This is a genomic window from Kaistella solincola, from assembly GCF_000812875.1.
GTDB classification, from domain to species: domain Bacteria; phylum Bacteroidota; class Bacteroidia; order Flavobacteriales; family Weeksellaceae; genus Kaistella; species Kaistella solincola.
In genome coordinates this window covers 1,284,168-1,308,549 of the sequence record NZ_JSYK01000003.1, presented here as the reverse complement: position 1 = coordinate 1,308,549, position 24,382 = coordinate 1,284,168, and the positions used below count along the sequence as shown (strand labels likewise).

The window sequence follows — 24,382 nt, the reverse complement described above, 5'->3', positions numbered from 1 at the left end:
AGCCGTCCCGATTTATCGGGACGGCTTTTTTTTGTAAAATGAAAATTAATAGCTGAATGAGTCGATATTTTTATTTTTGATCAGATACATCTCCAGCTTTTCCAGTTGCTGTGTCGTAATATGAAGTTCCATACTCACGACCAAATAATCCTCTTTTTTTTCGAGTGCGATTTGATATCCCACTTTCGAAATTTTATCAATGTCTTCGATAATTTCTTTTTTTTCTAAAATTCGATTGGTCGCAATTTTAAATTTTAAAATTTTATTGTGATGATGCGCTAAAAACCGATTGGTTAATAGTTTTGCAACATAGATGACAATCAGCGCAGAAATTAAAAAGGTAAAAGCAATATAAATTTCCCCAAACCCGATCGACATTCCGACCGCCGCGGCAATCCAGATAACGCCAGCAGTTGTAAGTCCATAAACGTTAAAACCTTCTTTGAAAATTACGCCGGCGCCCAAAAATCCGATTCCACTTACGATATAAGAAGCAATCCGCGTTGGATCTCCCGTGCCCGCAAGCTTATAGGAAAGTATGGAAAAAAGGGCTGAACCGAGGCAAATAATGGTGATCGTCTTTAAACCCGCAGATTTGTCTTTCATTTCGCGCTCAAAACCCAGAATGAGTCCTGCGATCAAGGCAAAGAAAGCTTTGTAAACATCTAAAAGTTCAAAGTGCTCCGACATTTTTCTTTTAAAGATAGAAATTTTTTAGGAACCGTATTCTTTTTTCCATTCATCGGCCGCTTCGCAAAGTGTTTCGTAAAACTCTTCCCCATATTTCCGGATGAGCGGTGTTTTCACGAATTTGTAAATCGGAACTTGAAGCTCGCGGCCCAAGGTGCACGCATCACTGCAAATATCCCATTTATGGTAGTTTAACGCAGTAAAAGTTCGGTATTCGTCGACGCGAATCGGGTAGAGGTGACAGGAAATTGGTTTTTGCCAATCCACGGCGCCGTCTTCGTAGGCTTTCTCAATGCCGCATTTTGTAATGCCTTTGTCATCAAAAATAACATAGGCACATTCGCGGCCTTCAACCATAGGTGTTACATAATCGCCGTCATTAGGATCGATTACCCAGGTTCCCTGCGCTTCGATAGCTTCTACGCCTTCTTTTCGCAAGTAAGGTTTTACCTGCTCGAAAATCCGGTCTAAAATCACGGTTTCTTCCTTGTTTAAAGGAGCACCGATGTCGCCTTCTACGCAGCAGGCGCCTTTGCATTTGCTTAAATTACACACAAATTCTTCAGAAAAAATATCTTCAGAAATTAATTTATCGTCAATTTGAATCATGTTAAAAGAAATTAAAATAAGAGGAAAGTTTAAAGAGCAGAAGCGAAAAAATGACGGTCCAAAGTCCGGCTTCCTGCATCCAGTATTTTTTGGAAAATCTCAGCATTCTGCTCAGAATAATTGAGGCGGGTAAAGCCAGCAGCAAAAGATATTCGTACGTTTTACCCATGTACATAAAAATGGTGATGAACTGCGCTACCGAAAAAACCAGTAAAAACGTATATTTAAAGCGGCTTGTAGGGCTTTTTTTATTGAAATGACGGAAATGGTCAGCAACTGAATGGATTATAAATACTGCAACCGGACTCAACCATAATAAATGATCGAAATTTCGGGTGGGCGAAAATCCGGTAAACGGAAAATAAGCCGGGTTCCAACCATTTAAATTTAAAAAATAAGCCACCGAAAAATAGCCGATTGCAATCAGCAGAAAACCGAAAAACAGGCGGAAAATATGCAAACCAATCTGACCAGATGTTCCAATAATGTGAAAAATCACAAAAATAGACATCGGCCAGGTTGTCGGCAGAAAAATGAAATTGATTGCCAATATAGAGCCTACTAAAATGTAAGAATTATTACGCACCGAAAGGTCATCAGCGGTAAGCATTAATAAAATAATGGAGTTGGTAAACAGCGAAACAGCAATTCCGATATCCAAATCTCCCGGATATAAAGCAAAAACGAAAAAAGTATACAAAAACAGCGGCAAATGGCTTTGATAAGTAAGCCCAATCGCGTTAAAACAGAAATAACCCAGCGCCACGCCCGCGAAGGTAACCGTTGCTGAAATTACGTCTAAAGTATTGAAGTTTAAAATGTTAAAGCTGATTACAATCAAAAGCAGGACACCAATATAAACCGGTACCGAAAAAATATTGCTTTCTTTTGAAAGTAATCGAAACATTTTTTATAAATTTGTGCAAAGTTAATTTAAAAAAGGAAAATAATGACGTCTATATTTCTGTTAATAAGCAGGTTTTTCAAATGGTCTTTCGGTCTTTTTGAATTCGCGGGAAATATCCTTAACTGGATTTTGTTTTTCGCTGCGGTTGCCATTTTTACTTACTGGTGCTACGTCCTGATTAAAGTATTGGGCGGAAACAAAGACAAAGAATATTTTTCTCCTACAGAAGGTCATTATCCATATTACGACCCAAGAATTTACAATAAAGAGAATTAATAATTGATACCCGTTTTTTAACGATGAAAATCCCGAAATTTTTTAATTTCGGGATTTTTATTTTTTGTCGATTTCTATTAATGAATTGGAATAACCAAAACCGGAATATGAGATCTTCGCGTAAGTTCCTTGGTTAAACTTCCCACGAAAACATCATACATATTGCTTCTGCCGTGCGAACCCATGACGATATACGCAGCTGCTTTATCTTTTGCGTACTCCAAAATGGTGTCGCCAGAAACGCCCTGTTTCAGCAAATGTTCACAATCAATTCCCTGAGCAATTATGCGCTGCTCTAAAGTGTTCAGCTGTAGCAGTTCCTGTTTAATTTCGTTTTGTTCCACTTCGGGAAAATACTGAAATCCCATGTCTCCGATGGCAAAACCGATGTCTGCTGGCGCCACGTGAATTAGGCATATTCTCCCATTTAACTCACGTGCAAATTTCATGGCACCCTCCACCAATTTGTCGGTTGCATCAGAAAAATCTACTGGTAAAATAATGTTTATCATGATTTTTTTATTAGTAGCTTAAAGTTACAAAAATTTATGCTATTTTAACCCCGAATTTTTATTGAATTCTTAGGTCAAAAACCTTTTGATCTTCCAGGAATGCCTGCAGCTCATCATTTTCCGAAACTTTACCAACGCCTTTCGGTGTGCCGGTAAATATTAAATCTCCCACGCGCAAGGTGAAAAATTTCGACACAAAAGCGATGATTTTTTCAGGTGAAAATATCATCAGCGAAGTATTTCCGTTCTGCACTTCCTCTTTATTTTTCAACAGCGAAAAGTTCAGGTTTTTCAGGTCGAAATCTTTTTTCGGAAAAAACTCCGATAAAACAGCACTGCCATCAAAACCTTTTGCCAGCTCCCAAGGCAAGCCTTTCGATTTTAATTCCGACTGAAGACCGCGCGCCGTAAAATCAATTCCCAAACCGATTTCATCATAATATTTTCCGGCATTTTCTTCCTGAATATATTTTCCGCCTTTCGAAATTTTCAAAACCACTTCGAGTTCGTAATGGACATCGTTGGAAAATTCCGGAATATAAAAATCGTTTCCTTTAAGAACTGCGGTGTCGGGTTTCATAAAAATCACGGGACTTTCCGGAATTTCGTTGCCCAATTCCTGCGCGTGCGCTGCGTAATTTCTTCCGATACAAATGATTTTCATTTTGCTTTTTTTTATGGTTTTAAGGGCTAAAATTTACTTCTCAGCTGAATTCCGGTCAGAACTTTTTTCGTGTAGAGCGGAAAATCTGCATTCTGAATCCAGCCGTAATAGCCCAAATCTTTTTGGAAAACGTCTTTCACACGCTGACCTTTATATTTTCCGAAAGTGAAAATTTCCTTTTCGTCTTTATCAAAGGCGATAAAACCGGCTAAATCTGCAAATTTATGATGCGAAGAAAATTCGCTTAAACCCGCAATATCTTTTGGTAAATCCGGATAATGACCAATCTGCGCATCAAGAACTTCAAAAGTTGCCAAAACGTCGGCTTCCGCAGAATGTGCATTTTCGAGGCTTTTTCGGCAATAAAACTGGTAAGCCGCCGTAAGATTCCGCGGTTCCATTTTGTGGAAAATGGTTTGTGCATCGACGAGCTTAAATTTAGTTAAATCGAAATCCACACCTGCGCGCAAAAGTTCTTCAGCCAAAAGCGGTACATCAAAACGGTTTGAATTAAAACCACCCAAATCGCAGCCGGAAATCATGTCGATAATTTTACCGGCTATTTCACGGAATTTTGGTGAATCTTTCACGTCGTCATCGGTAATGCCGTGAACTTCTGTAGATTCTTTCGGAATAAACATTTCCGGATTTACACGCCAGGTTCGGGATTCGCGAGATGCGTCAGGATAAACTTTTAAAATAGAAATTTCCACGATGCGGTCGCGTGAAACCTGAACTCCGGTGGTTTCCAAATCGAAAACGCAAAGTGGTTTATGGAGTTTTAAATTCATTTATGTCATGTGTTGATGTGATGATGAGATAATTTGAAAATGAGCCAATTTGAAAATTTGATAATATGTCACTTAAAACCTGATTACTGACAACTGACAACTGACAACTGATTACTTTAACTGCCTCTGAAAAACAACCGAAATCAAAATATAATATAAAATGACCAGCGGAATTCCCGGGATTTTAAATAAAAGAAGAATTAAAATTCCGCCGGCTAAAAGGGCAATTTTTGGGTAATTGTCTTTCAGCTGCATCGATTTAAATTTCATCGCGATCATTTTCACGGGACTCACCAAAATCAGCGACGAAATCAGTGTAATCATAATTAGCAAAAGCGGACTTTCGAAAAATATTCGGAAAGCGCCGTTTTCTACAAAAGCATAATAAAGCCCGAAAATTAAAATGGTATTTGATGGCGTATTTAAACCTTTAAAAAAATAGGTTTGCTCATCATCCAGATTGAAAATCGCCAGGCGCAAACAGGAAAATAAAGTGATAAAAAGCCCGATATATTGAATGTTAAACGGTAAATCAAAACCTAAAAACTGGTTCCCAAACGGTTCCAGAGCTTTAAACATTGTAACGCCAGGCAGCACACCAAAACTAACCATGTCCGCAAGCGAATCCAGCTGAACACCGAGCGGCGAATTGGCTTTCAAAGCGCGCGCAACAAGTCCATCAAAAAAATCCAGAACTAAAGAAATGATAATGCAAAGCGCCGTTATTTTGTAATTTCCGGTAATCAGGTGAATGACGCCAATGCTCCCGGACATGAGATTTCCCAAAGTCAGCATGTTGGCAAAATTGTTTTTTATAAAACTCATAGCTGCAAAATTAAGGATTTTATTGATTTTTTCTGTGCTTTCCGGCGCTTTCGCACATGACGTTAAGATGCGAAAATAATGTAAATTTGCATCATATTTTTCAGATAATTAATGAAAGAAATTAGAAAACAGGAAATTTTAGCCCTTTTATACCGAAGTTTTTTGGCTTTTGTATTTTACCAGATTGCGCGTCTGCTGTTTTGGTTTTTCAATAAAAATCTGATTCCTGTTGACAGTTTTTCAGAATATCTGAATATCGCATACCGCGGTTTTTCGTTTGATACTACTGCGATTTTGTACGTGAATTCGCTTTTTATCCTTTTAAGTTTAATTCCGATTCTTATAAATAGCCGGAAACCTTACCAAAAATTTCTTTTTTACCTTTATTTCATCACCAACGGAATTGCGTACAGCTTAAATTTCGGTGATTTTATTTATTACAAATTTTCGCAGGCGCGGCTCACCAGTGCAGCTTTTAAAGTGGCACAAAACGAAAATAACGTCGGCGAGATTTTTCTGACTTCGTTCGCTGAACATCCGTTTGTAATTATTTGGTTTGTTGTTTTGACGGCATTTTGGATTTATCTTTATAAAAGAGTAAAAATTGCCGAAATAAGGCCGAAAAAACTGGTTCCGTACTTTCTGTTTTCAATTCTTACGCTTTGTGTAGCGGCGTTGCTTGTCGTTGGTGGCATCCGTGGTGATTTTAGACATTCCACGCGGCCGATTAATCTGGTTGATGCAAACAGGCACGTCACCAAACCCGTGCATGCAAATGTGGTGCTGAACAGCGTTTTTTCTTTTTTCCGTACGCTGACGACGAATAATTTCAAAGAAGTTCATTTTGTTGATGAAAAATTCATCGGAGAAAATATTAAACCTTATAAATATTACCCTCGCGAAAACGTGGAACCAAAACCCAACGTGGTGATTTTCATTTTAGAAAGTTTTGGTAAAGAATATTCCGGTGCTTTTAACAAAAATTCCGGAATTAAAAATTTCGAGTCGTACACGCCTTTTTTTGACAGTTTAGCGACGCAAAGTTTAATTGCGACGAATGCTTTTGCAAACGGCCGGCAGTCTATTCACGGTATGAGTTCCGTATTGGCGGGAATTCCGAGCTTGAAAGATGCTTTTACAAGCTCGCCGTATTCCAACCAAAAAATTCAATCCTTGGTTTCTGTCGCGAACGAAATGGGTTATGATACTTCTTTTTTTCATGGGGCACCAAACGGTTCGATGGGATTTTTAGGTTTCGGAAATATTCTGGGTTTCAAACATTATTACGGAAAAACGGAATTTAATAATGATCAGGAATTTGATGGCATTTGGGGAATTTGGGACGAGCCGTTTTTTCAGTTTTTTGCGCAGACTTTAAACCAGAAAAAATCGCCCTTTTTTGCCACTTTATTTTCGGTTTCCTCGCATCATCCGTTTAAAGTTCCGACAAAATATGTAGGGAAATTTAAAAAAGGTCCGCTGGAAATTCACGAACCTATTGGTTATACTGATTTTGCTTTAAAAAAATTCTTCGAAACTGCTGAAAAAATGCCGTGGTACAACAATACCATTTTTGTTTTTGTTGCCGACCATACAAACCAGGTTGGTTATCCGGAATACGAAAAAGCCATGAACCGTTTTGCGATTCCAATCATGTTTTATTCACCAAACTCAAAATATAATTTGCAGGGCGAAATTACCGAGCCAACTCAGCAAATGGACATTTATCCGACTTTGGTAGATTTAATGGGCTACAACAAAAAAATTCGGAGCTGGGGACGAAGTTTGGTTTCGGAGAAAAAAGAAGATTATTTGATTGTAAATTCCGATTCCATCAACGAACAGATGATTATCGGGAATTATATTTACCTTTTTAATGGTGAAGAAGTTACCGGAATTTATGCTATTGATGATAAAGCTTTGAAAAATAATCTCATCAGGCAACCTCTAAATACGGAAATGCAAAAGGGAATTCTTTTGACCAAAGCCTGGTATCAGGATTATATGGACCGAGTGATTAACCGGAAACTTAAATAAGATAAAATTAAATGGGTGTTTAATTTTAAAAATTTGCTGATTCTGCTAAGAAATTATGATATGAATAATAAAAGATTTGGTGTTTAACTTTTTTTATTTACATTTATCCAATCAACAATTAAAAAAAATTTAAAATGAAAAAAATAATTTTTGCTTTCGTAGCCTTATTTTTCGCAACACTTTCGTACGCACAAATCGAAGGAAAATGGAAAACAATCGATGATGAAACCGGCCAGGCTAAATCTATCGTGGAAATTACCAAAAAATCCAACGGTAAATATTACGGAAAAGTTACCCAACTTTTAATCAAACCGGCAAACCCAAACTGTGTTGACTGTAGCGACGACCGAAAAAACAAACCGATTTTAGGCATGGAAGTAATTCGTGATATGAAAAAAGTGGGCGGCGAATTTACTGGCGGAACAATTACCGACCCGAAAACCGGAAAAACTTACAAATGTAATATCTCCAGACAAGGCGATAAACTGAATGTTAGAGGTTATGTAGGTTTCTCGCTCATCGGCAGAACACAAACCTGGCACGCGGTAAAATAAATTCCGGGTTGTCTGAACCTTTTTTCCAAAATGGAAACAAGGGTTTTACAGGAGAAATTTAAAACCGAAAAAGATGGCTAAATAAGGCCGAAAAAATATTTATAAAATTAAAAAAGCAATTCGCAAGAGTTGCTTTTTATCATTTGTGCAATGAAGGAACTTTGCGGAAAAATCTTTACTTTTGTACTTTAATTTTTCAACATATTATGAAGGAATATACTTTTAGAGAAGTTATTGCGCAGGCAATGAGCGAAGAAATGCGAAAAGATGACACCATTTATCTGATGGGGGAAGAAGTTGCCGAATACAATGGCGCGTATAAAGCCTCTAAAGGAATGTTGGACGAATTCGGGCCGAAAAGAGTTATCGATACACCAATCGCGGAACTTGGTTTCACCGGAATCGCCATCGGTTCTGCTATGAACGGAAACCGGCCAATCGTGGAATACATGACTTTCAACTTTTCTTTGGTTGGTATTGATCAGATTATCAGCAACGCTGCGAAAATCCGTCAGATGTCCGGTGGCCAGTGGAACTGCCCAATCGTTTTCCGCGGTCCAACCGCTTCTGCAGGTCAGTTGGGCGCAACGCACTCTCAGGCTTTGGAATCCTGGTTTGCGAATATTCCCGGTTTAAAAGTGGTTGTTCCATCTAATCCATATGATGCGAAAGGTTTATTAAAAACAGCAATTCAGGATAACGATCCTGTAATTTTCATGGAATCTGAGCAGATGTATGGTGATAAAATGGAAATTCCTGAAGAAGAATATTATATCCCAATCGGAAAAGCAGATATCAAGCGTGAAGGTACCGACGTGACTTTGGTTTCCTTTGGAAAAATTATGAAACTGGCGATTCAGGCTGCTGAAGATTTAGCAAAAGAAGGAATTTCTGTAGAAGTTATCGATCTTCGAACTGTTCGCCCGATTGATTATGACACCGTTTTGGAATCTGTAAAGAAAACCAACCGCATGGTGGTTTTGGAAGAGGCGTGGCCTTTAGGTTCTATCGCGACAGAACTTACTTATATGGTTCAGCAAAAAGCTTTCGATTATCTGGATGCTCCAATCAAAAGAATTACCACACCAGATGCGCCAGCGCCGTATTCGGCACCGCTGTTCGCGGAATGGTTCCCCAAACTGGAAAAGGTCAAAGAAGAAATCAAAAATGCGCTTTACATTAAAGCTTAAAAAATTCAAACTCCTGCAAGGGAGTTTTTTTTATTGCTAAGTACTGCAAGAAAGCAGATAATCGTTTACCTTTGACGAAATTTTCTCGTTTATGTCTGAAAATAGTATATCGCATTTCGATACCAAAAAGCTGACCGCCGTTGGAGTTTTAGTTTCACTCGGTATTGTTTTTGGCGACATCGGAACTTCGCCGCTTTATGTAATGAAGGCGATCGTAAATGCACGGAAAGAAACAGGAAATTTACCTTTTGATGAATATATTGAAGGTGCACTTTCGTGTATCATCTGGACGCTGACAATGCAAACTACTGTAAAATATGTAATTATCGCCCTGCGAGCTGATAACAAAGGTGAAGGTGGAATTTTAGCATTGTATTCTCTTGTGAAAAAGCTGAAGAAAAAATGGCTTTACGTCGTCGCAATAATTGGAGCCTCAACTTTGGTGGCAGACAGTATAATTACGCCATCATTAACTGTAATGTCAGCTGTAGAAGGCCTTAAAATATTTTCCCCGCACACGCCTGTCGTCGGAATAACGCTGGTAATTTTGGCAATTGTTTTTATTGTACAGCAGTTTGGAACGGCTTCTATCGGCAAATTTTTCGGTCCGGTGATGGTCCTTTGGTTTTTGGTTTTAGGAGGGTTTGGTTCCATGCACATTTCCGAGCATCTTGAGGTCTTAAAAGCATTTAATCCTTATTATGCTTATAATTTAATTACGCATTCTCCGAGCGCTATTGTCATCATGGGTGCGGTTTTTCTCTGTACTACGGGTGCAGAGGCATTATATTCTGATTTAGGACATTGTGGTAAAAGAAATATTCGTGTCAGCTGGATTTTCGTAAAAATCATGCTTATACTTAATTATTTAGGACAAGGCGCCTGGCTTTTATCTAATCCTGATGCGGTTGCGTCCGGTATTAATCCAATGTTTGGGATTATGCCGGTTTGGGCAATTTTACCGGGTGTTATTCTAGCAACGGCGGCGGCAATCATTGCAAGTCAATCAGTAATTACTGGTTCTTTTACCATGTTTTCGGAGGCGATGTCAGTTACTTTTTGGCCCAACCAGCAAATTGATTATCCTTCTGGAATTAAAGGTCAGATGTATATTCCCCGGGTAAACTGGGGCTTGATGTTCTTGTGCTTTATCGTTGTGATTTATTTCCAAAAGTCAGAAGCAATGGAAGCTGCGTATGGTTTAACAATTACCATCACTATGCTGATGACAACAACACTGCTTTTTTTCTGGCTGCGTCGGAACAAAGCGACCCGCGTTTTTGCCTTAGGATTTTTAGCGGTTTACCTCTTTATTGAATTAGGATTTTTCTATGCCAATGTCATTAAATTTTTTGACGGTGGCTGGCTTACCATGGTGTTGGGCGGCTTCATCGCGGTCTGTATGTACGCTTGGTATAACGGACGTTCTATCAAAGGTAAATTTATTAAGTTTGTAAAACTCGACAAATATGTGCCGGTAATCAAAGAACTGAAACTCGACGAAACAATACCAAAATATGCCACGAATCTGGCATTTTTAAGCCGTGCAAAACGTTCCGATGAAGTAGAGGCGAAAATTATCTATTCCATTATCCGAAAGCAGCCCAAGCGCGCAGATCATTATTTTATTTTGAATATTATAAACCAGGAAGATCCTTTTACTTTTAATTATACCATTGATGAAATCATGCCTGGAACAATTTACCGTATCAATTTCATGCTTGGTTTCAAAATTGACCGCCGCATCAATGATTATTTCGATCAGGTTCTAGAGGATATGATGGAAGAGGGGAGTATTCCCTCGCGCAGCAGCCATCCCTCGCTGCGATCTTATAATGTGCCACCGGATTTAAAGTATGTGATTATCGACAATACGTATATAAATGATACTTTGCTTACCGTAAAAGAAAAAATCACCCTTAATATCTATAATTTTGTGAAATACATTGGCAGCGATGACTTTAAGGCCTGGGGGATTTCTGCGCACAATGTAGTAGTAGAATCTGCGCCGTTGCTGGACCAGAAAATTATTACCAACAAAATTCAGCAGGTAAATTTCCGCCGCTACGATTCTTAAAATCAGAAAATCCAATAAAAGTCATTTCTGACCGTTAATAAAATTATCGGTAAATTTGTACATATTTTTATCAATGGACGCGAAACATAAAGAGCTCAATATTGCCACTATAAAAGAGGTTTTACGACAGTATCTGCAGGAAAAAGGATTTAGAAATACGCCCGAACGCTACACGATTCTGGAGGAAATTTACAACCTGGAGCATCACTTTAATGTTGATGATCTCTACCTGCTCATGATGCAGAAAAAATATCACGTTTCCAAAGCTACCATTTACAATACCATCGAAATATTTTTAGACGCCGGCCTCATCCGAAAACACCAGTTTGGTGAAAAAACGCTGACATCATCGTCTTACGAGAAATCGTATTTCAACATGCAGCACGATCACATGGTCATCTATAAAAAAGATTCCAACAAAGAAATTCAGGAAATCATTGAGTTTTGCGATCCGCGAATTCAGGGCATCAAAGAGTCTATCGAAAACGCTTTCGGCGTAAACATTGATTCCCATTCACTTTATTTTTACGGAACCAAAAAGGATTAATGAAAAAACTTTTCGTTTTTTTTCTCTTTATAAGTGCACATTTTTTTGCACAGATTAAAACTCAGCCTCAGCAGGATGCGGCGCGCGATCCTTTCTTCAATGTACCACAAACCAGCGCTGCACCGGAAAAAGTCAAGCTTATTCACTCCGACTTTTTTCAGAAAACACCCGACAGATACAACGGAAACCCTTTCTTTTCCGGCAATGTTCAGTTTGTACATCAGGGTTCAGTTTTAACAGCAGATGAGGTTATTTTTTATCAGGATCAGAATTTTGTAAAAGCGCTAGGAAATGTCCGTTTGCAAAATGCCGACGGTTCGGTGATCACATCCGGTGAAATGGAATATGACGGAAATACCCAAAAAGGAATTGCCCGAAAGAACGTTCTGCTCACCGATCCGGGCCAAACGATTCAGACTGAAACGCTGTATTACGACCGGCTTTCCAACAAAGCTTATTTCAATACCGGCGGTACAATTACCAAAGATGGCAATGTGATGTACACCAAATCTGCAACTTATGATCTAACAAGCCGATTAATTGATTTTACCGGGAACGTAAAAATCGACAATCCCGAATATACTGTAGAAGGCGTAAATATTATCCAAAACCAAAATACGAACACCGCCACATTCAACGGTGCGACCACGATTACAAATAAAAAAAATCCGGGAAATCTCATTTACACCGAAAAGGGCACGTATCATATGAATACCAAGGAAGTCTATTTAAAAAAGAATTCCCGCATTCATTATAACGGAAAATTGCTTACCGGCGATGACATGTATTTTAACCAAATTACAGGTTTCGGGACAGCAAAAGGAAATGTAACACTTCGCGATCCAAAAGAAAACCGCTACATGAAAGGCGGTTACGCCGAAATCTACGAGAAAAAAGATTCCGCGATGATTACTGAAAAACCCTACGCTGTAAAAATTCTGGAAAAGGATTCCATGTACTTTTCAGCTGACCGGATTTTGGCATTTCAGAAACCTGATGTCCAAAACCCGCTTGAGAAAAAAAGCTTTTTGCGTGCTTACCGAAAGGCGCGCATGTTCAAATCAAACATTCAGCTGCGCGCGGATTCTTTAAGTTTTAATGAAACCGACGGCGTCATGCATCTGCTCGGCAGCCCGATTGCGTGGAGCGGAGAAAAGCAGGTTACCGGAGATAAAATTGAAGCTTATTTCGACACCAAAAATGAATACATCGATTCTTTGCGCGTGATTGGCGACGCTTTCGCGATCAGCAAAGCCGATTCGCTGAATATGAAAGATGAATTCAACCAGATAAAAGGTAAATTAATGACGGTTTACTACGAAAAAAATCAGGTGAAACTTGCGAAAGTCATCGGCAATGCACAGGCGATTACTTATGCGGATGACCGAAACGAAACTACCAAGGAAGTCGAGCGCATTGGCGTGTCACTTTCCACCTGCGGTACGATTGAAGCGGAATTTGAAGACCGGAAAGTGCAGATTATTTCCTGCAATATCGGCGCAAATGTGGACACTTTTCCGATGAGTTTAATTTCCCGCGAACAGCGGTTTTTCCCGGATTTTAACTGGAACACAAAAGACCGGTTGCGGACCTGGCGCGACATATTTGTGGACTCGCCCAACTATCCCGAAATAAAATACGAATCGAACAACGAGTTGTACGACGCTGCCCAGAAAGCAGTTGATGCCCAAAAAGCCAAAGAAGAGGCGAAAAAACCAAAACGCGTCCGGAAATAATTTTTTTATTTGGGCGCACATTTTCCGCCCTCCGTTCCCGCTTCCGCCGCGGCGGAGAGCTCCACTCAGGTCGGGGCGCGGTTGAAAGTTTAGATTAAAAATTACCTTTAAAATGCAGACAGATTTTTTTAAATATCAGGCACAAACCACACCGTTTGCCGCCGGCTTTGAGGTTGAAAAAGCTTCGGGATCATTTATTTACGGCAAAAACGGCAAAAAATACCTTGATTTTGTCGCGGGTGTTTCCGCGAATACTTTGGGCCATTCGCATCCGAAAATTGTGGAAGCCATAAAAACTCAGGCTGAAAAATATCTGCACGTCATGGTTTACGGCGAATACGCGCAGGAAATGCCCGTGAAACTCTGCAAGCTTTTAGCAGATTCTACGCCGGAACCGCTCGAAGTTACTTATTTGGTAAATTCCGGTGCAGAAGCGATCGACGGCGCTTTGAAACTCGCGAAACGCTACACCGGGCGGGAAGAAATCATTTCGATGAAAAATTCTTACCACGGAAATACGCACGGCGCACTGTCGGTTTCCGGGAACGAATATAACAAGCGCGAATTTCGTCCGCTTTTGCCGTTGGTGAATTTCATTGAGTTTAATAACCAAAATGATTTTTCAAAAATTACTGAAAAAACAGCTTGTGTTTTAGCGGAAACCATTCAAGGCGCAGCGGGATTTTTGGTGCCTGACGCCGATTATTTCAAAAATTTGAAAAGGCGCTGTGAAGAAGTGGGCGCGCTTTTAATTCTGGATGAAATTCAGCCTGGCTTTGGAAGAACGGGAAAATTGTTCGCGTTTGAACATTTCGATATGGTGCCGGATATATTGGTGATGGGAAAAGGCATGGGCGGCGGTGTTCCTGTGGGCGCTTTTATGAGTTCTGCGCAAATTATGCAGTCGCTTACACATTCGCCAAAACTGGGTCACATTACGACTTTTGGCGGAAATCCGCTAATTTCGGCGGCGAGTTACGCGACTTTGAAAGAAGTGGTGGAAAGTAATCTGATGAAAGAAGTTGCTAAAAAAGAACAACTTTTCCGGGAACTTTTGGTGCATCCGAAAGTTAAAAATGTGAACGGTAAAGGTTTGATGCTTGCGGTAAATCTCGGTGCGCCGGACTTTACTTTGGAAGTTGCAAAACGCTGCATGGAAAAAGGTTTAATCGTTTTCTGGCAACTGTATCGCAATGAATATTTGAGAATTTCGCCACCGTTAACCATTTCGCTTGAGGAAATCCGGCAGGGTTGCGAAATTATTCTGGAAGTTTTAAATGAATTTGAATAGCGATTTCATTTTTAATAATTTGGTAATTTGAAAAATTCGTTGTTTTAGCGGCAAATTTTTTGGTTTTAAAGTGCTTAAAATTTTTAGCTGCTTTAACGGTAAATTTTTCATTTTCTCATTTCTCACTTTCTCATTTTCAAATTTTCAAAGTCAGTTCCAACTCTGAAAAAATTGAGTGTTTTAGCGGCGAATATTTAAATGTGCATTCGTAGCATTTTTTCTTCCGCTGATTTTGCGGATTCTGCAGATTTATATTTTGGGAAAAATTGGTGTTTTAGCGGCAATTTTTCATTTCCACATTTTCTCATTTCCAAATCTTCAAATTTTGCTTCATTTTCAAATTGAAAAAAATTGGGTGTTTTAGCGGCGAATTTTCAAATTATCACATCATCAATCACCACATCATCACAACATCTCATCATCGCACTGTAAACCTGGAAAAAGATGCGATAAAAGTGGTTTTTAGCCCCGATGGAAGCGGCATCCCCTGATGATATATATCATACCGAAAAACAAAAATCTCCAACATCGGGGATATAGCGGACAGCGGGACGATTTTTAATAGGAAAACCAGCCCGGCTTGCTCCTGATTTTTTATGGTTTTGAACAAATTTTAATTGCTGTAATAAGAAATTAATTTATATATTGCGACACATTAAAAATAGGTAGTAATATGGCGAAAACGAAGGTGCAATATGAATTTCCAATGCACTGCCAGTCAGAGATTTTATACGAATATATGGCGAGCGCGGAAGGACTTTCGGAGTGGTTTGCAGATGATGTGGAGGAAAAAGGAGACGATTTTTTCTTCAGCTGGGGAAACGGGCCGGAAGAGAAAGCAACGCTTATTCGTTATAAGCCGGAAAGTTTTGTGCGTTTTCGTTGGGAAGAGGATGAGGGCACCAAAAATTATTTTGAAATGACCATCGTCATCGATGATATCACCGAAGATTTAGCGCTGAATATCGTGGATTTTTGCGACGCCGGCGACGAAGAGGAAAACAGACTGTACTGGGAAAATCTTATTGAAAATCTTAAACTGAAATTAGGCGCGTCCTAATTTTTTTACGCCTGATAACATGATGAACGAATTTTCGTTCATTATTTTTTTACCCTAAAAACCCTGAAAATTTTGAAATTATATTTTTACTCTGATTCGGCGGAAATTAATAACCGCGCATTTTTGTACGGTGATTCGGTGCGGGTTTCGTTTTTTGTGCATCGTTCGAAAATTGTTCTGGCTGAAGAATGCTATTTTTTTCTGATGGCTTCGATGCGGAAAATGCGTATGGCGATTCCGCTTTCCTACACTTTGGAATTTTTTCAGAATCTGTTTGCAGAAAAGGTAATTGAAGCAGGAATTTCTGACGGCGTTATTAATTTTCACGTGTACCGTAATTCTCAGGAAAGTTTGCTCTCTAAGCGCGAAATTTCTTTTTATTTTGAAGTGGATTCGCCGCGAAATATTCTGGAAATGCAACGCGCTTTTGAAATCGATTTGATTAAAGAAATCAGCGTAAATACGAATGTTTTAAGCGGAATTCATGTGCATTCGCCAGAAAACATTTATGCTGAAGTTTATGCGGCAGATAATGAGCTCGATGACGTTATTTTCCTGAATCCGAACAAGAGAATTGCGCGCACCACGATTGGAAATCTACTCTTTTTAACAGGAAATACCATTAAAATTCCGAAGCAGAGCGAAGGTGCTTTTGTTTCGCCTTTGATGGAAAGTTTTGTGACTTTCCTTCACCAAAATAAGCTTGCGGTAATTGAAGAAGCGGAACTGATTGCTTTTGAATCGCAGAAAGCGGAAGAGATCATCATTATTTCTGACGAAAAAGGCATTTTTCCGGTAATGAAAATCCGTAATAAAACTTTCGAAAAAACCAGGTTAAGCGAAATGGTTTCGGCGTGGTCGGCAAGCTTCGCTTAAAATTGGCAAACCCGGTCAGCAACCTTCAGAAGGTCAGTAACCGGGCTTTAAGACTTTAATGACACGAAGATAATCAAAAACTTTTTATATTCCTATGTACCGAATATTAAAATTATGTTAAATGTGGCGGAAATTTAATTCATAGAAACATCCTGCGGCGCGTTTGCCCACAAAAGATATTCGCCACCCAAATTCTGCATGATGTTTTTCCAGAGATTCTGGTCGTTCGGTGAGGTGTAATCGAGGTTATAAACGTCCACTGGAGTCCATACTTTTCTCAGGATTTCACCATCCAACTGCTGCATTCCCCAGCCCGTGTAGCCGGAAAATACTTTTACATCGTTGATCGGCAGACGAAGATCAATCATCGCGGCAACAACGTTCTCAATATCTTCGGTGAGATAAAATTCTTCAGTGATTTCCGAATAAGTATCAGTCACTTTTTCACCTTTGCAGATGAAAAAGATCTTATCGTTTTCTACCGGACCGCCATCGTAAACCGAAACCTGAAAACCGAAAATATCCAGCAGCCTGGAGGTCATATTTTCGTTCTTTTTATTGAGAATTAAACCGAATGCACCTTGCTCGTTGTGCTCGATAATCAGGACCACAGAACGGGAAAATATGTCGCCCGAAATATCCGGAGTGGAAATTAAAATTTTACCTTTGTAAGAATAATTCATCTGAAATTTTAGGTCAAATAAAAAACCTTTGATCAAAAGTAATAAAAATTTAATGGAAAACTTACACGATAAAAGAAAAATTTATGACCGTTCGGAACTTTTGGAAGATCAGATAAAAGAGAGTCCGATTGAGCAGTTTCGCTCGTGGTTCCTCGAAGCAGAAGCAGATGCACAGGTTTCTGAAGTGAATGCTATGGCGATTTCTACCGTAGAAACAGACGGTTGTCCACGCACCAGAATGGTTCTGTTAAAAGCTTATACGTGGGAAGGTTTTATTTTTTATACCAATTACGAAAGCCGCAAAGGTCACGCGATTGAAAGTACGCATAAAGCGTGTCTGCATTTTTTCTGGCCTTCGCTGGAAAGACAAATTATCATAAAAGCAAATTTAGAAAGATTGCCGCCAAATCTCAGCGACGGATATTTCCATTCACGTCCGAAAGGCAGCCAACTTGGCGCTGTAGTTTCACCGCAAAGCCAGGTGATCCCAAACCGGGAATTTTTGGAAACAAAACTGAAAGCGCTGGAAACCGAATTTGAAAATAGAGAGGTCTCGCGTCCCGAAAACTGGGGTGGATATCTCGCGAAACCGTACGAAATTGAATTTTGGCAAGGACGCCCAAACCGCCTGCACGACAGGTTGATTTATAATTTGACCGATGATTTCGACTGGAAAATCAGCCGTTTAGCACCATAAAAAAAGTCCCGAGCAATCGGGACTTAAATTTTTTTTGCTAATCTTTTCGATTATTTTTTCTTTTTTCCGCTAGTCATTCCTTCCATAACTGCACCAGCTAAATCAGCACCAGCTTTGAATTTTGCAACTTTTTTTGCATCAATCTGGATTGGTTTTTTAGTAGCCGGGTTAATACCTTGTCTTGCAGCTCTTTCTGCAACTGAGAAAGTTCCGAAGCCTACTAAAGAAACTTTACCGTCTTTTTGCTTTAAAGTGTTGGAAACGTTAGAGATAAATGATTCCAAAGCTGCTTTAGCTGCAACTTTCGTGATGTTTGCGTCCTTTGCAATAGCGTCGATTAATTCAGACTTGTTCATAATAATAAATTAGTTAGGGTTAATTTGATTGTATAGCAAATATAAAACTTTTTTCATATTGCGCAAATTTTTTGGAAATAATTAATCAAAATTCAACAAAAGTGGATTTTTAACATAAACTTAAAAAACCCACTTTCCCTGATTAATGAGCCTTACCGAGTGCTATAATTATGCCAAAGCTACTGCTGGCGCCATTTAATTGAAATTGGGTGCTTTTTGATTATAATTATGAATTATCAAAAATCAGCTTTTAATTTCTGTCTTTAAATACTTAAGCTAAATAATTGAAAAACAAATAATTAAACTGATTAGCGATTTTATTAAATTCTCTAAAAACTTAAAACTAAAAATTATTATATACTTTATTTTGTTTAAAATAATTAAATTTGCGCCATGTTAATTGAAATTTTTAAATCAAAGATTCACCGCGTCCGCGTAACCGAATCCGACCTTAATTATATCGGCAGCGTAACCATCGATGAGGATTTGATGGATGCTTCCGGAATCATCGTCGGAGAGCGCGTTTATATTGTAAACGTTAACAACGGTGAACGTTTCGACACGTATGCGATTAAAGGCAAAAGAAAATCCGGTGAAATTTGTTTAAATGGCCCGGCAGCGCGCCGCGTGCAGAAAGATGACATTATTATCATCATGTCTTACGCGCAGATGACGCCCGAAGAAGCCAAAACTTTTCAGCCGAAAATTATTTTCCCGGACGAAAAAACAAATCTCCTTACTTAATTCCTGATTATTTTCTTTTGGAAAATTCAAAAAAAACGCCCTTTTTAAAGACTTTTTTAACAATTGCCATTTCGCTTGCAATCGCAGCGCTTTTTATGTGGTGGGCGCTAAAAGGAATGGAATTCGAAAAAATAGCCGGTTATTTCGCCAAAGCAAACTATTTCTGGGTTTTCGTTGCCGCGATTTTTGGCGTTTTAGCTTACTGGTTCCGCGCCGTGCGCTGGAATTTGCTATTAGAACCGATGGGTTATAACATTTCCACTTCCAATTCATTCTGGACGATTTCTTTCGGTTATTTAATGAACCTTACCATTCCTCGAAGTGGTGAAGTAGCGCGTTCCACGGCGCTTTTCGGGGTTGAAAAAGTGCCAGTCGACAAATCTTTCGGAACCATCATTTTGGAGCGCGTCATCGATTTGATGTGCATGCTGGTTTTTCTTGGGCTTACACTTATTTTTAAATACAAAGCAATTTTAGCGTTCTACTCCTACGTCACAGCAGAAAAGGGAAAAAATGCCGAAACAAAGGGGAATTTTTCTTTAATTGTTTTTGGTGCTGCAATTTTAGTTTTAATAATTTTAGCGATTTTTCTTCGAAAAAAATTAGCACAATTCGCGATCTACCAAAAAATTGTTGATTTCATCACAGGAATTTTCCATGGCCTGACTTCGATATTTAAAATGAAGCAAAAAGCTAAATTTTTAGCATATACCGTCGGAATTTGGGTTTGCTATTATCTCGCAGCTTATTTGGTTTGCTTCGCTTTGCCAGAAACTTCGAATTTCACTTTCGCTGACGGCTTTTTCATCATCGTTGTCGGCACTTTGGGAATGATGGTCCCGGCTTCTGGCGGAATTGGCGCTTTTCATTTAGCTTTAAAATTCGGTATAATGGCGCTGTTTCTTTCGATGGGAAAAAACCCTGAAGAAGGCGGTGAAATCGGGCTTTCTTACGCTTTTATTTCGCACACTATGCAACTCGTGCTGATGTTGGTTTTAGGCGCGGTTTCCATTCCGATCCTGGCAAAAGCAAGAAATAAGGCGGTAAAAAACCAAAATTTTTAAATTTTAATACCCGAAATAATATTTTTCCTCACCAGGAATAGTGTCAATTTGGTTTCCCAGAGAAGTTTTCCAATAGCTGGTTGGTGAAAAATAATCAGCAAAAGCATACGGCAGTTCTTCAGGTTCCAGTTTTTGAAGAATGTTTGCGAACCATTTCACGTACTCTTCATTTTTACCGCGACAATTTTCCAGAAAATTTCTTTCTTTTTTCATGAAATCGTCCGTTAATTCTTCGATGTTTAATTCTATTTCCTTGTTTTGGTACTCATAATTCGATTGTAACCACAACGAAGCAAAAACATTCATTTCTTCGCGGTTAACAATGGTGATGAAAGAACACCGCCAGGAAAGTCCGGAAGGAGACAAAGACGGAACAATTCTCAAATTCTCAAATCCTCGTTTATGCAATTCGCGCGCAACAAATAAAACTTTTTGAAGGTTGCGCATATAAAAATTGGTTTCCATAATTTTGATTTTTAAACTAATAAACTGCTAAAAATTTCAAGCTCCGAAGGCTCTTTTTAGTAAACTTTCGACCTTCGGTTCGCTTCCACGGAAATCTCTATACAATTCCATCGGATCTTTTGTGCCGCCCGACGACAGCAGAATTTTATATTTCGCAGAAATTTCCGGGTTAAAAATGCCGTTTTCTTTAAAATATTGAAAAGCGTCCGCATCCAAAACCTCTGCCCATTTGTAGGAATAGTATCCGGCCGAATATCCGCCTTGAAATATATGTGAAAAACTCGTGCTCATTGCAGTTTCCGGGTTACTTGGGTAAAGATTTGTCGCTTTTGTTTCTTCAACTTCGAAAGTTTTGATGTCTCCAATTTTCTCCAGATTGGAGTGATAACTCATATCCAAAATTCCGAAACCGATCTGTCTCAAGGTCTGGTAACCTTCCATAAAATTCTTCGATTCTGATATTTTCTGAATTTTTTCGTTGGGTAAAACTTCCCCGGTTTCATAATGTTTTGCAAAAGTTTGTAAAAATTCCGGCTCATAGCAGTAATTTTCCAGAAACTGCGAAGGCAATTCCACAAAATCCCATTTTACCGAAGTTCCAGAAAGATTTGGATAAGCGGTGTTCGCTAAAACGCCATGCATAGCGTGTCCGAATTCATGAAAAAGTGTCGTGACTTCCTGAAAAGTTAACAGACTCGGCGTTTCAGAATTCGGTTTTGAAAAATTACAAACCACAGAAATATGCGGACGGTGATTTTCACCATTTTTAATGAACTGGTTTTTAAAACTCGTCATCCAGGCGCCTGCGCGCTTGCCTTTCCGCGGGAAATAGTCGGCGTAGAGTAGTGCTTTGAAATTTTCGCCTTCGAAGATTTCATAAGTTTTTACCTCAGGATGATATTTCTGAATTTCGGTGGTTTCTTTAAATTCCAAGCCGAAAAGTTTCTTCGCCAAACTGAAAACTGAGTCCTGAACTTTTTCCAGCTGAAAATATGGTTTCAGTTCTTCATCATCGATGTCGAATTTTTGTTTTCTCAGCTTTTCCGCATAAAAAGCGTGATCGTAACTTTGCATTTCCTCAACTCCATCAGCTTTTGCAAGTTTTTTAAGTTCTTCGATTTCTTTAACGGCAAACGGTTTTGCTTTTTCTAAAAGTTCGTTCAGAAAAGAGCGAACCTGCGTCGGCGATTTCGCCATGCGTTCTTCCAAAACAAAATCTGCATAATTTGCGTAACCCAAAAGTTTCGCCTTTTCCTGTTTTAAAGAAATCAAATCTTTAATCAGATCCTGATTATCGAATTCATTTTTCTGGAAACTTTTTTTTCCGTTTGCCAGCGCCAATTCTCTGCGCAAATCGCGGTTTTCGGCGTAAGTCATCAGCGGTAAAAAGCTCGGATATTGCAAAGTCACCACAAATCCGTCGAGATTTCGCTCTTTCGCATCTTCACGGTATTGCGCTAAAATCGGCTCCGGAATACCGGCAAGCATTTTTTCATCGGTGATGTGCTTAAAATAATTATTGGTTTCCGCCAAAACATTTTGCCCAAATTGCAGCGATTTTTTCGAAAGTTCGATGCTGATATTTTTAAATTTCTCCTTTTCTTCATCGTTCAACAAAGCCCCGCTTCTCACGAAACCTTTGTACGTTTCGTTCAAAAGCATTTGCTGCTCTTCGTTCAGATTGTATTTTTCTTTTTCTTCGAAAACCTTTTTTATTTTTTCGAAAAGCTTTTCGTTTTGCGAAATTTTAGTCGAAAATTCGGTTAAAAGTGGCGAAACTTCCTGAGCGATTTTCTGGATTTCATCGTTGGTTTCCGCAGAATTTAAATTGAAAAAAATGGCCGAAACAACATCCAATTTTTGTCCGGAAAAAGCCAAAGCTTCAATGACGTTTTCAAAAGTTGCTTCGTCGGAATTGTCAACTATTTCATTAATTTCCTCTTCAGAAATTTTAATTAATTCTCGAAAAGCCGGTAGAAAATGTTCTTCCTTAATTTCATCAAAAGGTGCAGCATTATATTTAGTGTCGAACGGTTGTAAAAGTGGATTTGTCATTTTATTGTAAAAATTTGAAGGCTAAATTTACGGAATTCTGACCAAAACATTTTTTTTGGATGAAAGCGCTGAAAAAATTCGGTGCTAAAACCGGCTTTTTTTTCAATTTGGTAAATGCATTTTTGTAAAATGAAAATCACTAACATTTTTTTCGGTGCTTTCCGGCACTTTTTTTTAATAATTCCAAACACTGTTAAAATATTGATAATCTTTGAAAGCATCAGAAATAATTACCTTAAATTTGTGCCTTATTCCGCAAAAAACAAAGCATTTGGAATAAAATTTAAAACAGAAAATTTATTTAATGAAAAAATTTACGGCTCTTGCCCTACTTTCTATAGCGCTGCTTTCCTGTAAAAAAGAAACCAAAACAGTTACGAAAATCGATCCTGAAACCGGAAAAAGCGTGACTGTTGAAGTTCCGGTAGGAAACGCAAACGATTCTACCGCCGTTGCGCAATCAAATACAGCAAATTCTGCTCCGGCAATTTTTGAAACCGCAGGTGTCTACAAGCAAACTTTTAAACTGGAAAAAGGCGAGACTTATCCGCTGAAAACCTACCAAAAAGATGTGCAGACCATGACGGCGCCGGACGGAAAATCGCAAAGCGGAACAAGCGAAATGACAGATGAAATGTCTTTCACCGTAAATGATTTTAAAGACGGAGTTTATGATATTTCCATCAACCTTGTTGGTAAACGAAATTCCCAGTCCGCAAATGGGAAATCGGTTTCCGTGGATACCAAGCAGGCTGAACCGAAAGATGAGCAGCTGAAAATGATGTGGAAAGTGAATAAAGCTTTGGTTGGCAACAAGCTGAATCTGAAGATGACTGAAACCGGAAAAGTGGTTTCTATCACAGGTTTTGATGCTATTTACAACAAAATTTCTGCAGCGGTCGGAAGCACCATTAAAGACGCAAAAGCAAAAACTGCGTTCCTGAGCAGCTTTAAACAAAGTTTCAATGAAAAAAGCCTGAAAGATCAAATAGCGAAAAACCTGGTTTTAATCCCGGAAAAAGGCGTAAAGATCGGTGAAAAATGGACGGAAAGTGAAAACGCAACGCCGGACGGAAAAATTAAGCTGGTAACGACTTACGTTTTGAAAAATGTCGCGAACGGTGTCGCGCAAATCGGTGTTTCTGGCGGAATTCCAAAAAAATCCGATAAACAGACGCAGCAGGGAATTACGCGCAGCATGTCATCGGAACTTTCGCAAAACGGTACCATTACGCTTGACCAAAATACGGGCTGGGTAAAAAACCAAAACATCAGCGTGAAAACTTCGCAGTCCGAAACGCTTTCCGATGGTAAACAGTCGCAAACGATGAAATCAGTATCAAACTCAACAGTGGTGGTTAATCCGGGAAAATAAGCCGCTAAAACAGCAAATTTTTTCGTTTTTCACATTCAATAGTATAGACTAAATGAAATTTATTTTAGAATTAATTCTGACTACGGTTGTCATTTTTTTTGTTTGGAATATTTTAAAACGGATATTCTTCACTGCAGTTTTTAAATTCCCAAAACCGCAAAATCCGCAGGAAAAAAGGCAGGAAAAGTCAAAGAAAAAGCTGGATTCCAAGATTACCTGGGACGCAGAAACTGTAGATTACGAAGAAGTAGAAGAGAAAAAACCAAAATAATCCTTTGACAAATGTCAAAGGGTTTTTCAG

General features: G+C 38.9%; 26 protein-coding genes. 15 read left to right on the top strand and 11 right to left on the bottom strand.

What is annotated here, in order from left to right:
* Positions 1–45: 45 nt before the first annotated feature.
* The 3 genes from OA84_RS10115 to OA84_RS10105 are packed head-to-tail and all read right to left on the bottom strand — an operon-like array spanning position 46 to position 2,206.
* The gene (locus tag OA84_RS10115) at positions 46–690 is read right to left on the bottom strand and encodes an MgtC/SapB family protein (RefSeq protein WP_052252174.1); all 645 of its coding nucleotides are present in this window, start codon (positions 688–690) and stop codon (positions 46–48) included.
* A gap of 24 nt (positions 691–714) precedes the next feature.
* On the bottom strand, positions 715–1,299 hold the full coding sequence (locus OA84_RS10110; protein WP_039345536.1) for a DUF3109 family protein: 585 nt from the start codon (positions 1,297–1,299) through the stop codon (positions 715–717).
* Between the two features lies 1 nt (position 1,300).
* Entirely contained in the window at positions 1,301–2,206 is a 906-nt protein-coding gene (locus OA84_RS10105; RefSeq protein WP_039345533.1) for a DUF6427 family protein, read from the bottom strand.
* A gap of 42 nt (positions 2,207–2,248) precedes the next feature.
* On the opposite strand from OA84_RS10105, the gene OA84_RS10100 reads away from it, so the two are divergent.
* A complete protein-coding gene (locus tag OA84_RS10100) occupies positions 2,249–2,482 on the top strand; it encodes a hypothetical protein (protein ID WP_039345531.1) in 234 nt (77 codons plus the stop codon).
* Positions 2,483–2,559: 77 nt separating this feature from the next.
* Here the strand turns inward: OA84_RS10100 and OA84_RS10095 are convergent, their stop codons facing one another.
* The 4 genes from OA84_RS10095 to OA84_RS10080 form a co-directional block, all read right to left on the bottom strand.
* Positions 2,560–2,994, bottom strand: coding sequence for a universal stress protein (locus OA84_RS10095; protein WP_039345528.1), 435 nt, complete (start codon positions 2,992–2,994; stop codon positions 2,560–2,562).
* A gap of 58 nt (positions 2,995–3,052) precedes the next feature.
* On the bottom strand, positions 3,053–3,658 hold the full coding sequence (locus OA84_RS10090; protein WP_039345524.1) for a fumarylacetoacetate hydrolase family protein: 606 nt from the start codon (positions 3,656–3,658) through the stop codon (positions 3,053–3,055).
* A 26-nt stretch (positions 3,659–3,684) separates the two neighbouring features.
* A complete protein-coding gene (locus OA84_RS10085) occupies positions 3,685–4,449 on the bottom strand; it encodes a 3'-5' exonuclease (RefSeq protein ID WP_039345522.1) in 765 nt (254 codons plus the stop codon).
* Between the two features lie 111 nt (positions 4,450–4,560).
* A complete protein-coding gene (locus OA84_RS10080; RefSeq protein ID WP_039345520.1) occupies positions 4,561–5,274 on the bottom strand; it encodes a CDP-alcohol phosphatidyltransferase family protein in 714 nt (237 codons plus the stop codon).
* A 111-nt stretch (positions 5,275–5,385) separates the two neighbouring features.
* Here OA84_RS10080 and OA84_RS10075 point away from each other — a divergent pair, with 111 nt between their 5' ends.
* The 9 genes from OA84_RS10075 to OA84_RS10035 all read left to right on the top strand — a co-directional run bounded on the left by OA84_RS10075 (position 5,386) and on the right by OA84_RS10035 (position 16,642).
* Positions 5,386–7,311 (top strand): LTA synthase family protein, encoded by a 1,926-nt coding sequence (locus OA84_RS10075; protein WP_039345518.1) that lies wholly within the window; start codon positions 5,386–5,388, stop codon positions 7,309–7,311.
* Positions 7,312–7,445: 134 nt separating this feature from the next.
* A complete protein-coding gene (locus tag OA84_RS10070; RefSeq protein ID WP_039345513.1) occupies positions 7,446–7,865 on the top strand; it encodes a DUF2147 domain-containing protein in 420 nt (139 codons plus the stop codon).
* A 206-nt stretch (positions 7,866–8,071) separates the two neighbouring features.
* Positions 8,072–9,055 (top strand): pyruvate dehydrogenase complex E1 component subunit beta, encoded by a 984-nt coding sequence (locus OA84_RS10065; RefSeq protein WP_039345512.1) that lies wholly within the window; start codon positions 8,072–8,074, stop codon positions 9,053–9,055.
* A gap of 91 nt (positions 9,056–9,146) precedes the next feature.
* Positions 9,147–11,132, top strand: coding sequence for a KUP/HAK/KT family potassium transporter (locus OA84_RS10060; protein ID WP_039345509.1), 1,986 nt, complete (start codon positions 9,147–9,149; stop codon positions 11,130–11,132).
* 73 nt (positions 11,133–11,205) lie between these two features.
* Positions 11,206–11,679, top strand: a complete 474-nt coding sequence (locus tag OA84_RS10055) for a Fur family transcriptional regulator (RefSeq protein WP_039345505.1) — start codon at positions 11,206–11,208, stop codon at positions 11,677–11,679.
* Positions 11,679–13,415, top strand: coding sequence for an OstA-like protein (locus OA84_RS10050; RefSeq protein ID WP_039345503.1), 1,737 nt, complete (start codon positions 11,679–11,681; stop codon positions 13,413–13,415). Before OA84_RS10055 ends, OA84_RS10050 begins: the two co-directional genes overlap by 1 nt.
* Positions 13,416–13,527: 112 nt before the next feature.
* Positions 13,528–14,706: an aspartate aminotransferase family protein gene (locus tag OA84_RS10045; RefSeq protein ID WP_039345500.1), complete on the top strand. Its 1,179-nt coding sequence runs from the start codon at positions 13,528–13,530 to the stop codon at positions 14,704–14,706.
* A 673-nt stretch (positions 14,707–15,379) separates the two neighbouring features.
* Positions 15,380–15,766 (top strand): START-like domain-containing protein, encoded by a 387-nt coding sequence (locus tag OA84_RS10040; RefSeq protein ID WP_039345497.1) that lies wholly within the window; start codon positions 15,380–15,382, stop codon positions 15,764–15,766.
* 72 nt (positions 15,767–15,838) lie between these two features.
* A complete protein-coding gene (locus OA84_RS10035; protein ID WP_052252173.1) occupies positions 15,839–16,642 on the top strand; it encodes an aminotransferase class IV in 804 nt (267 codons plus the stop codon).
* Positions 16,643–16,776: 134 nt separating this feature from the next.
* Here the strand turns inward: OA84_RS10035 and OA84_RS10030 are convergent, their stop codons facing one another.
* A complete protein-coding gene (locus OA84_RS10030; RefSeq protein ID WP_039346064.1) occupies positions 16,777–17,325 on the bottom strand; it encodes a YqgE/AlgH family protein in 549 nt (182 codons plus the stop codon).
* Positions 17,326–17,377: 52 nt separating this feature from the next.
* Here OA84_RS10030 and pdxH point away from each other — a divergent pair, with 52 nt between their 5' ends.
* Positions 17,378–18,022 (top strand): pyridoxamine 5'-phosphate oxidase, encoded by a 645-nt coding sequence (gene pdxH / locus OA84_RS10025; RefSeq protein WP_039346062.1) that lies wholly within the window; start codon positions 17,378–17,380, stop codon positions 18,020–18,022.
* A 50-nt stretch (positions 18,023–18,072) separates the two neighbouring features.
* Here pdxH and OA84_RS10020 read toward each other — a convergent pair whose 3' ends face one another.
* Positions 18,073–18,378 (bottom strand): HU family DNA-binding protein, encoded by a 306-nt coding sequence (locus tag OA84_RS10020; protein WP_039345494.1) that lies wholly within the window; start codon positions 18,376–18,378, stop codon positions 18,073–18,075.
* Between the two features lie 393 nt (positions 18,379–18,771).
* Here OA84_RS10020 and panD point away from each other — a divergent pair, with 393 nt between their 5' ends.
* Together panD and OA84_RS10010 are read left to right on the top strand one after the other, a co-directional pair.
* A complete protein-coding gene (panD, locus tag OA84_RS10015; protein WP_039345493.1) occupies positions 18,772–19,122 on the top strand; it encodes an aspartate 1-decarboxylase in 351 nt (116 codons plus the stop codon).
* Positions 19,123–19,139: 17 nt separating this feature from the next.
* Positions 19,140–20,186, top strand: a complete 1,047-nt coding sequence (locus tag OA84_RS10010; RefSeq protein WP_039345489.1) for a lysylphosphatidylglycerol synthase transmembrane domain-containing protein — start codon at positions 19,140–19,142, stop codon at positions 20,184–20,186.
* Positions 20,187–20,189: 3 nt separating this feature from the next.
* Here the strand turns inward: OA84_RS10010 and OA84_RS10005 are convergent, their stop codons facing one another.
* Together OA84_RS10005 and OA84_RS10000 are read right to left on the bottom strand one after the other, a co-directional pair.
* Positions 20,190–20,651: a hypothetical protein gene (locus tag OA84_RS10005; RefSeq protein ID WP_039345487.1), complete on the bottom strand. Its 462-nt coding sequence runs from the start codon at positions 20,649–20,651 to the stop codon at positions 20,190–20,192.
* A gap of 36 nt (positions 20,652–20,687) precedes the next feature.
* Complete coding sequence (locus OA84_RS10000; protein ID WP_039345484.1) at positions 20,688–22,706, bottom strand: M3 family metallopeptidase; 2,019 nt, start codon at positions 22,704–22,706, stop codon at positions 20,688–20,690.
* Between the two features lie 304 nt (positions 22,707–23,010).
* Here OA84_RS10000 and OA84_RS09990 point away from each other — a divergent pair, with 304 nt between their 5' ends.
* Positions 23,011–24,081, top strand: coding sequence for a DUF6263 family protein (locus OA84_RS09990; RefSeq protein ID WP_039345479.1), 1,071 nt, complete (start codon positions 23,011–23,013; stop codon positions 24,079–24,081).
* A gap of 52 nt (positions 24,082–24,133) precedes the next feature.
* Positions 24,134–24,352 (top strand): hypothetical protein, encoded by a 219-nt coding sequence (locus tag OA84_RS09985; protein WP_039345477.1) that lies wholly within the window; start codon positions 24,134–24,136, stop codon positions 24,350–24,352.
* The last annotated feature ends 30 nt before the right edge of the window (positions 24,353–24,382 follow it).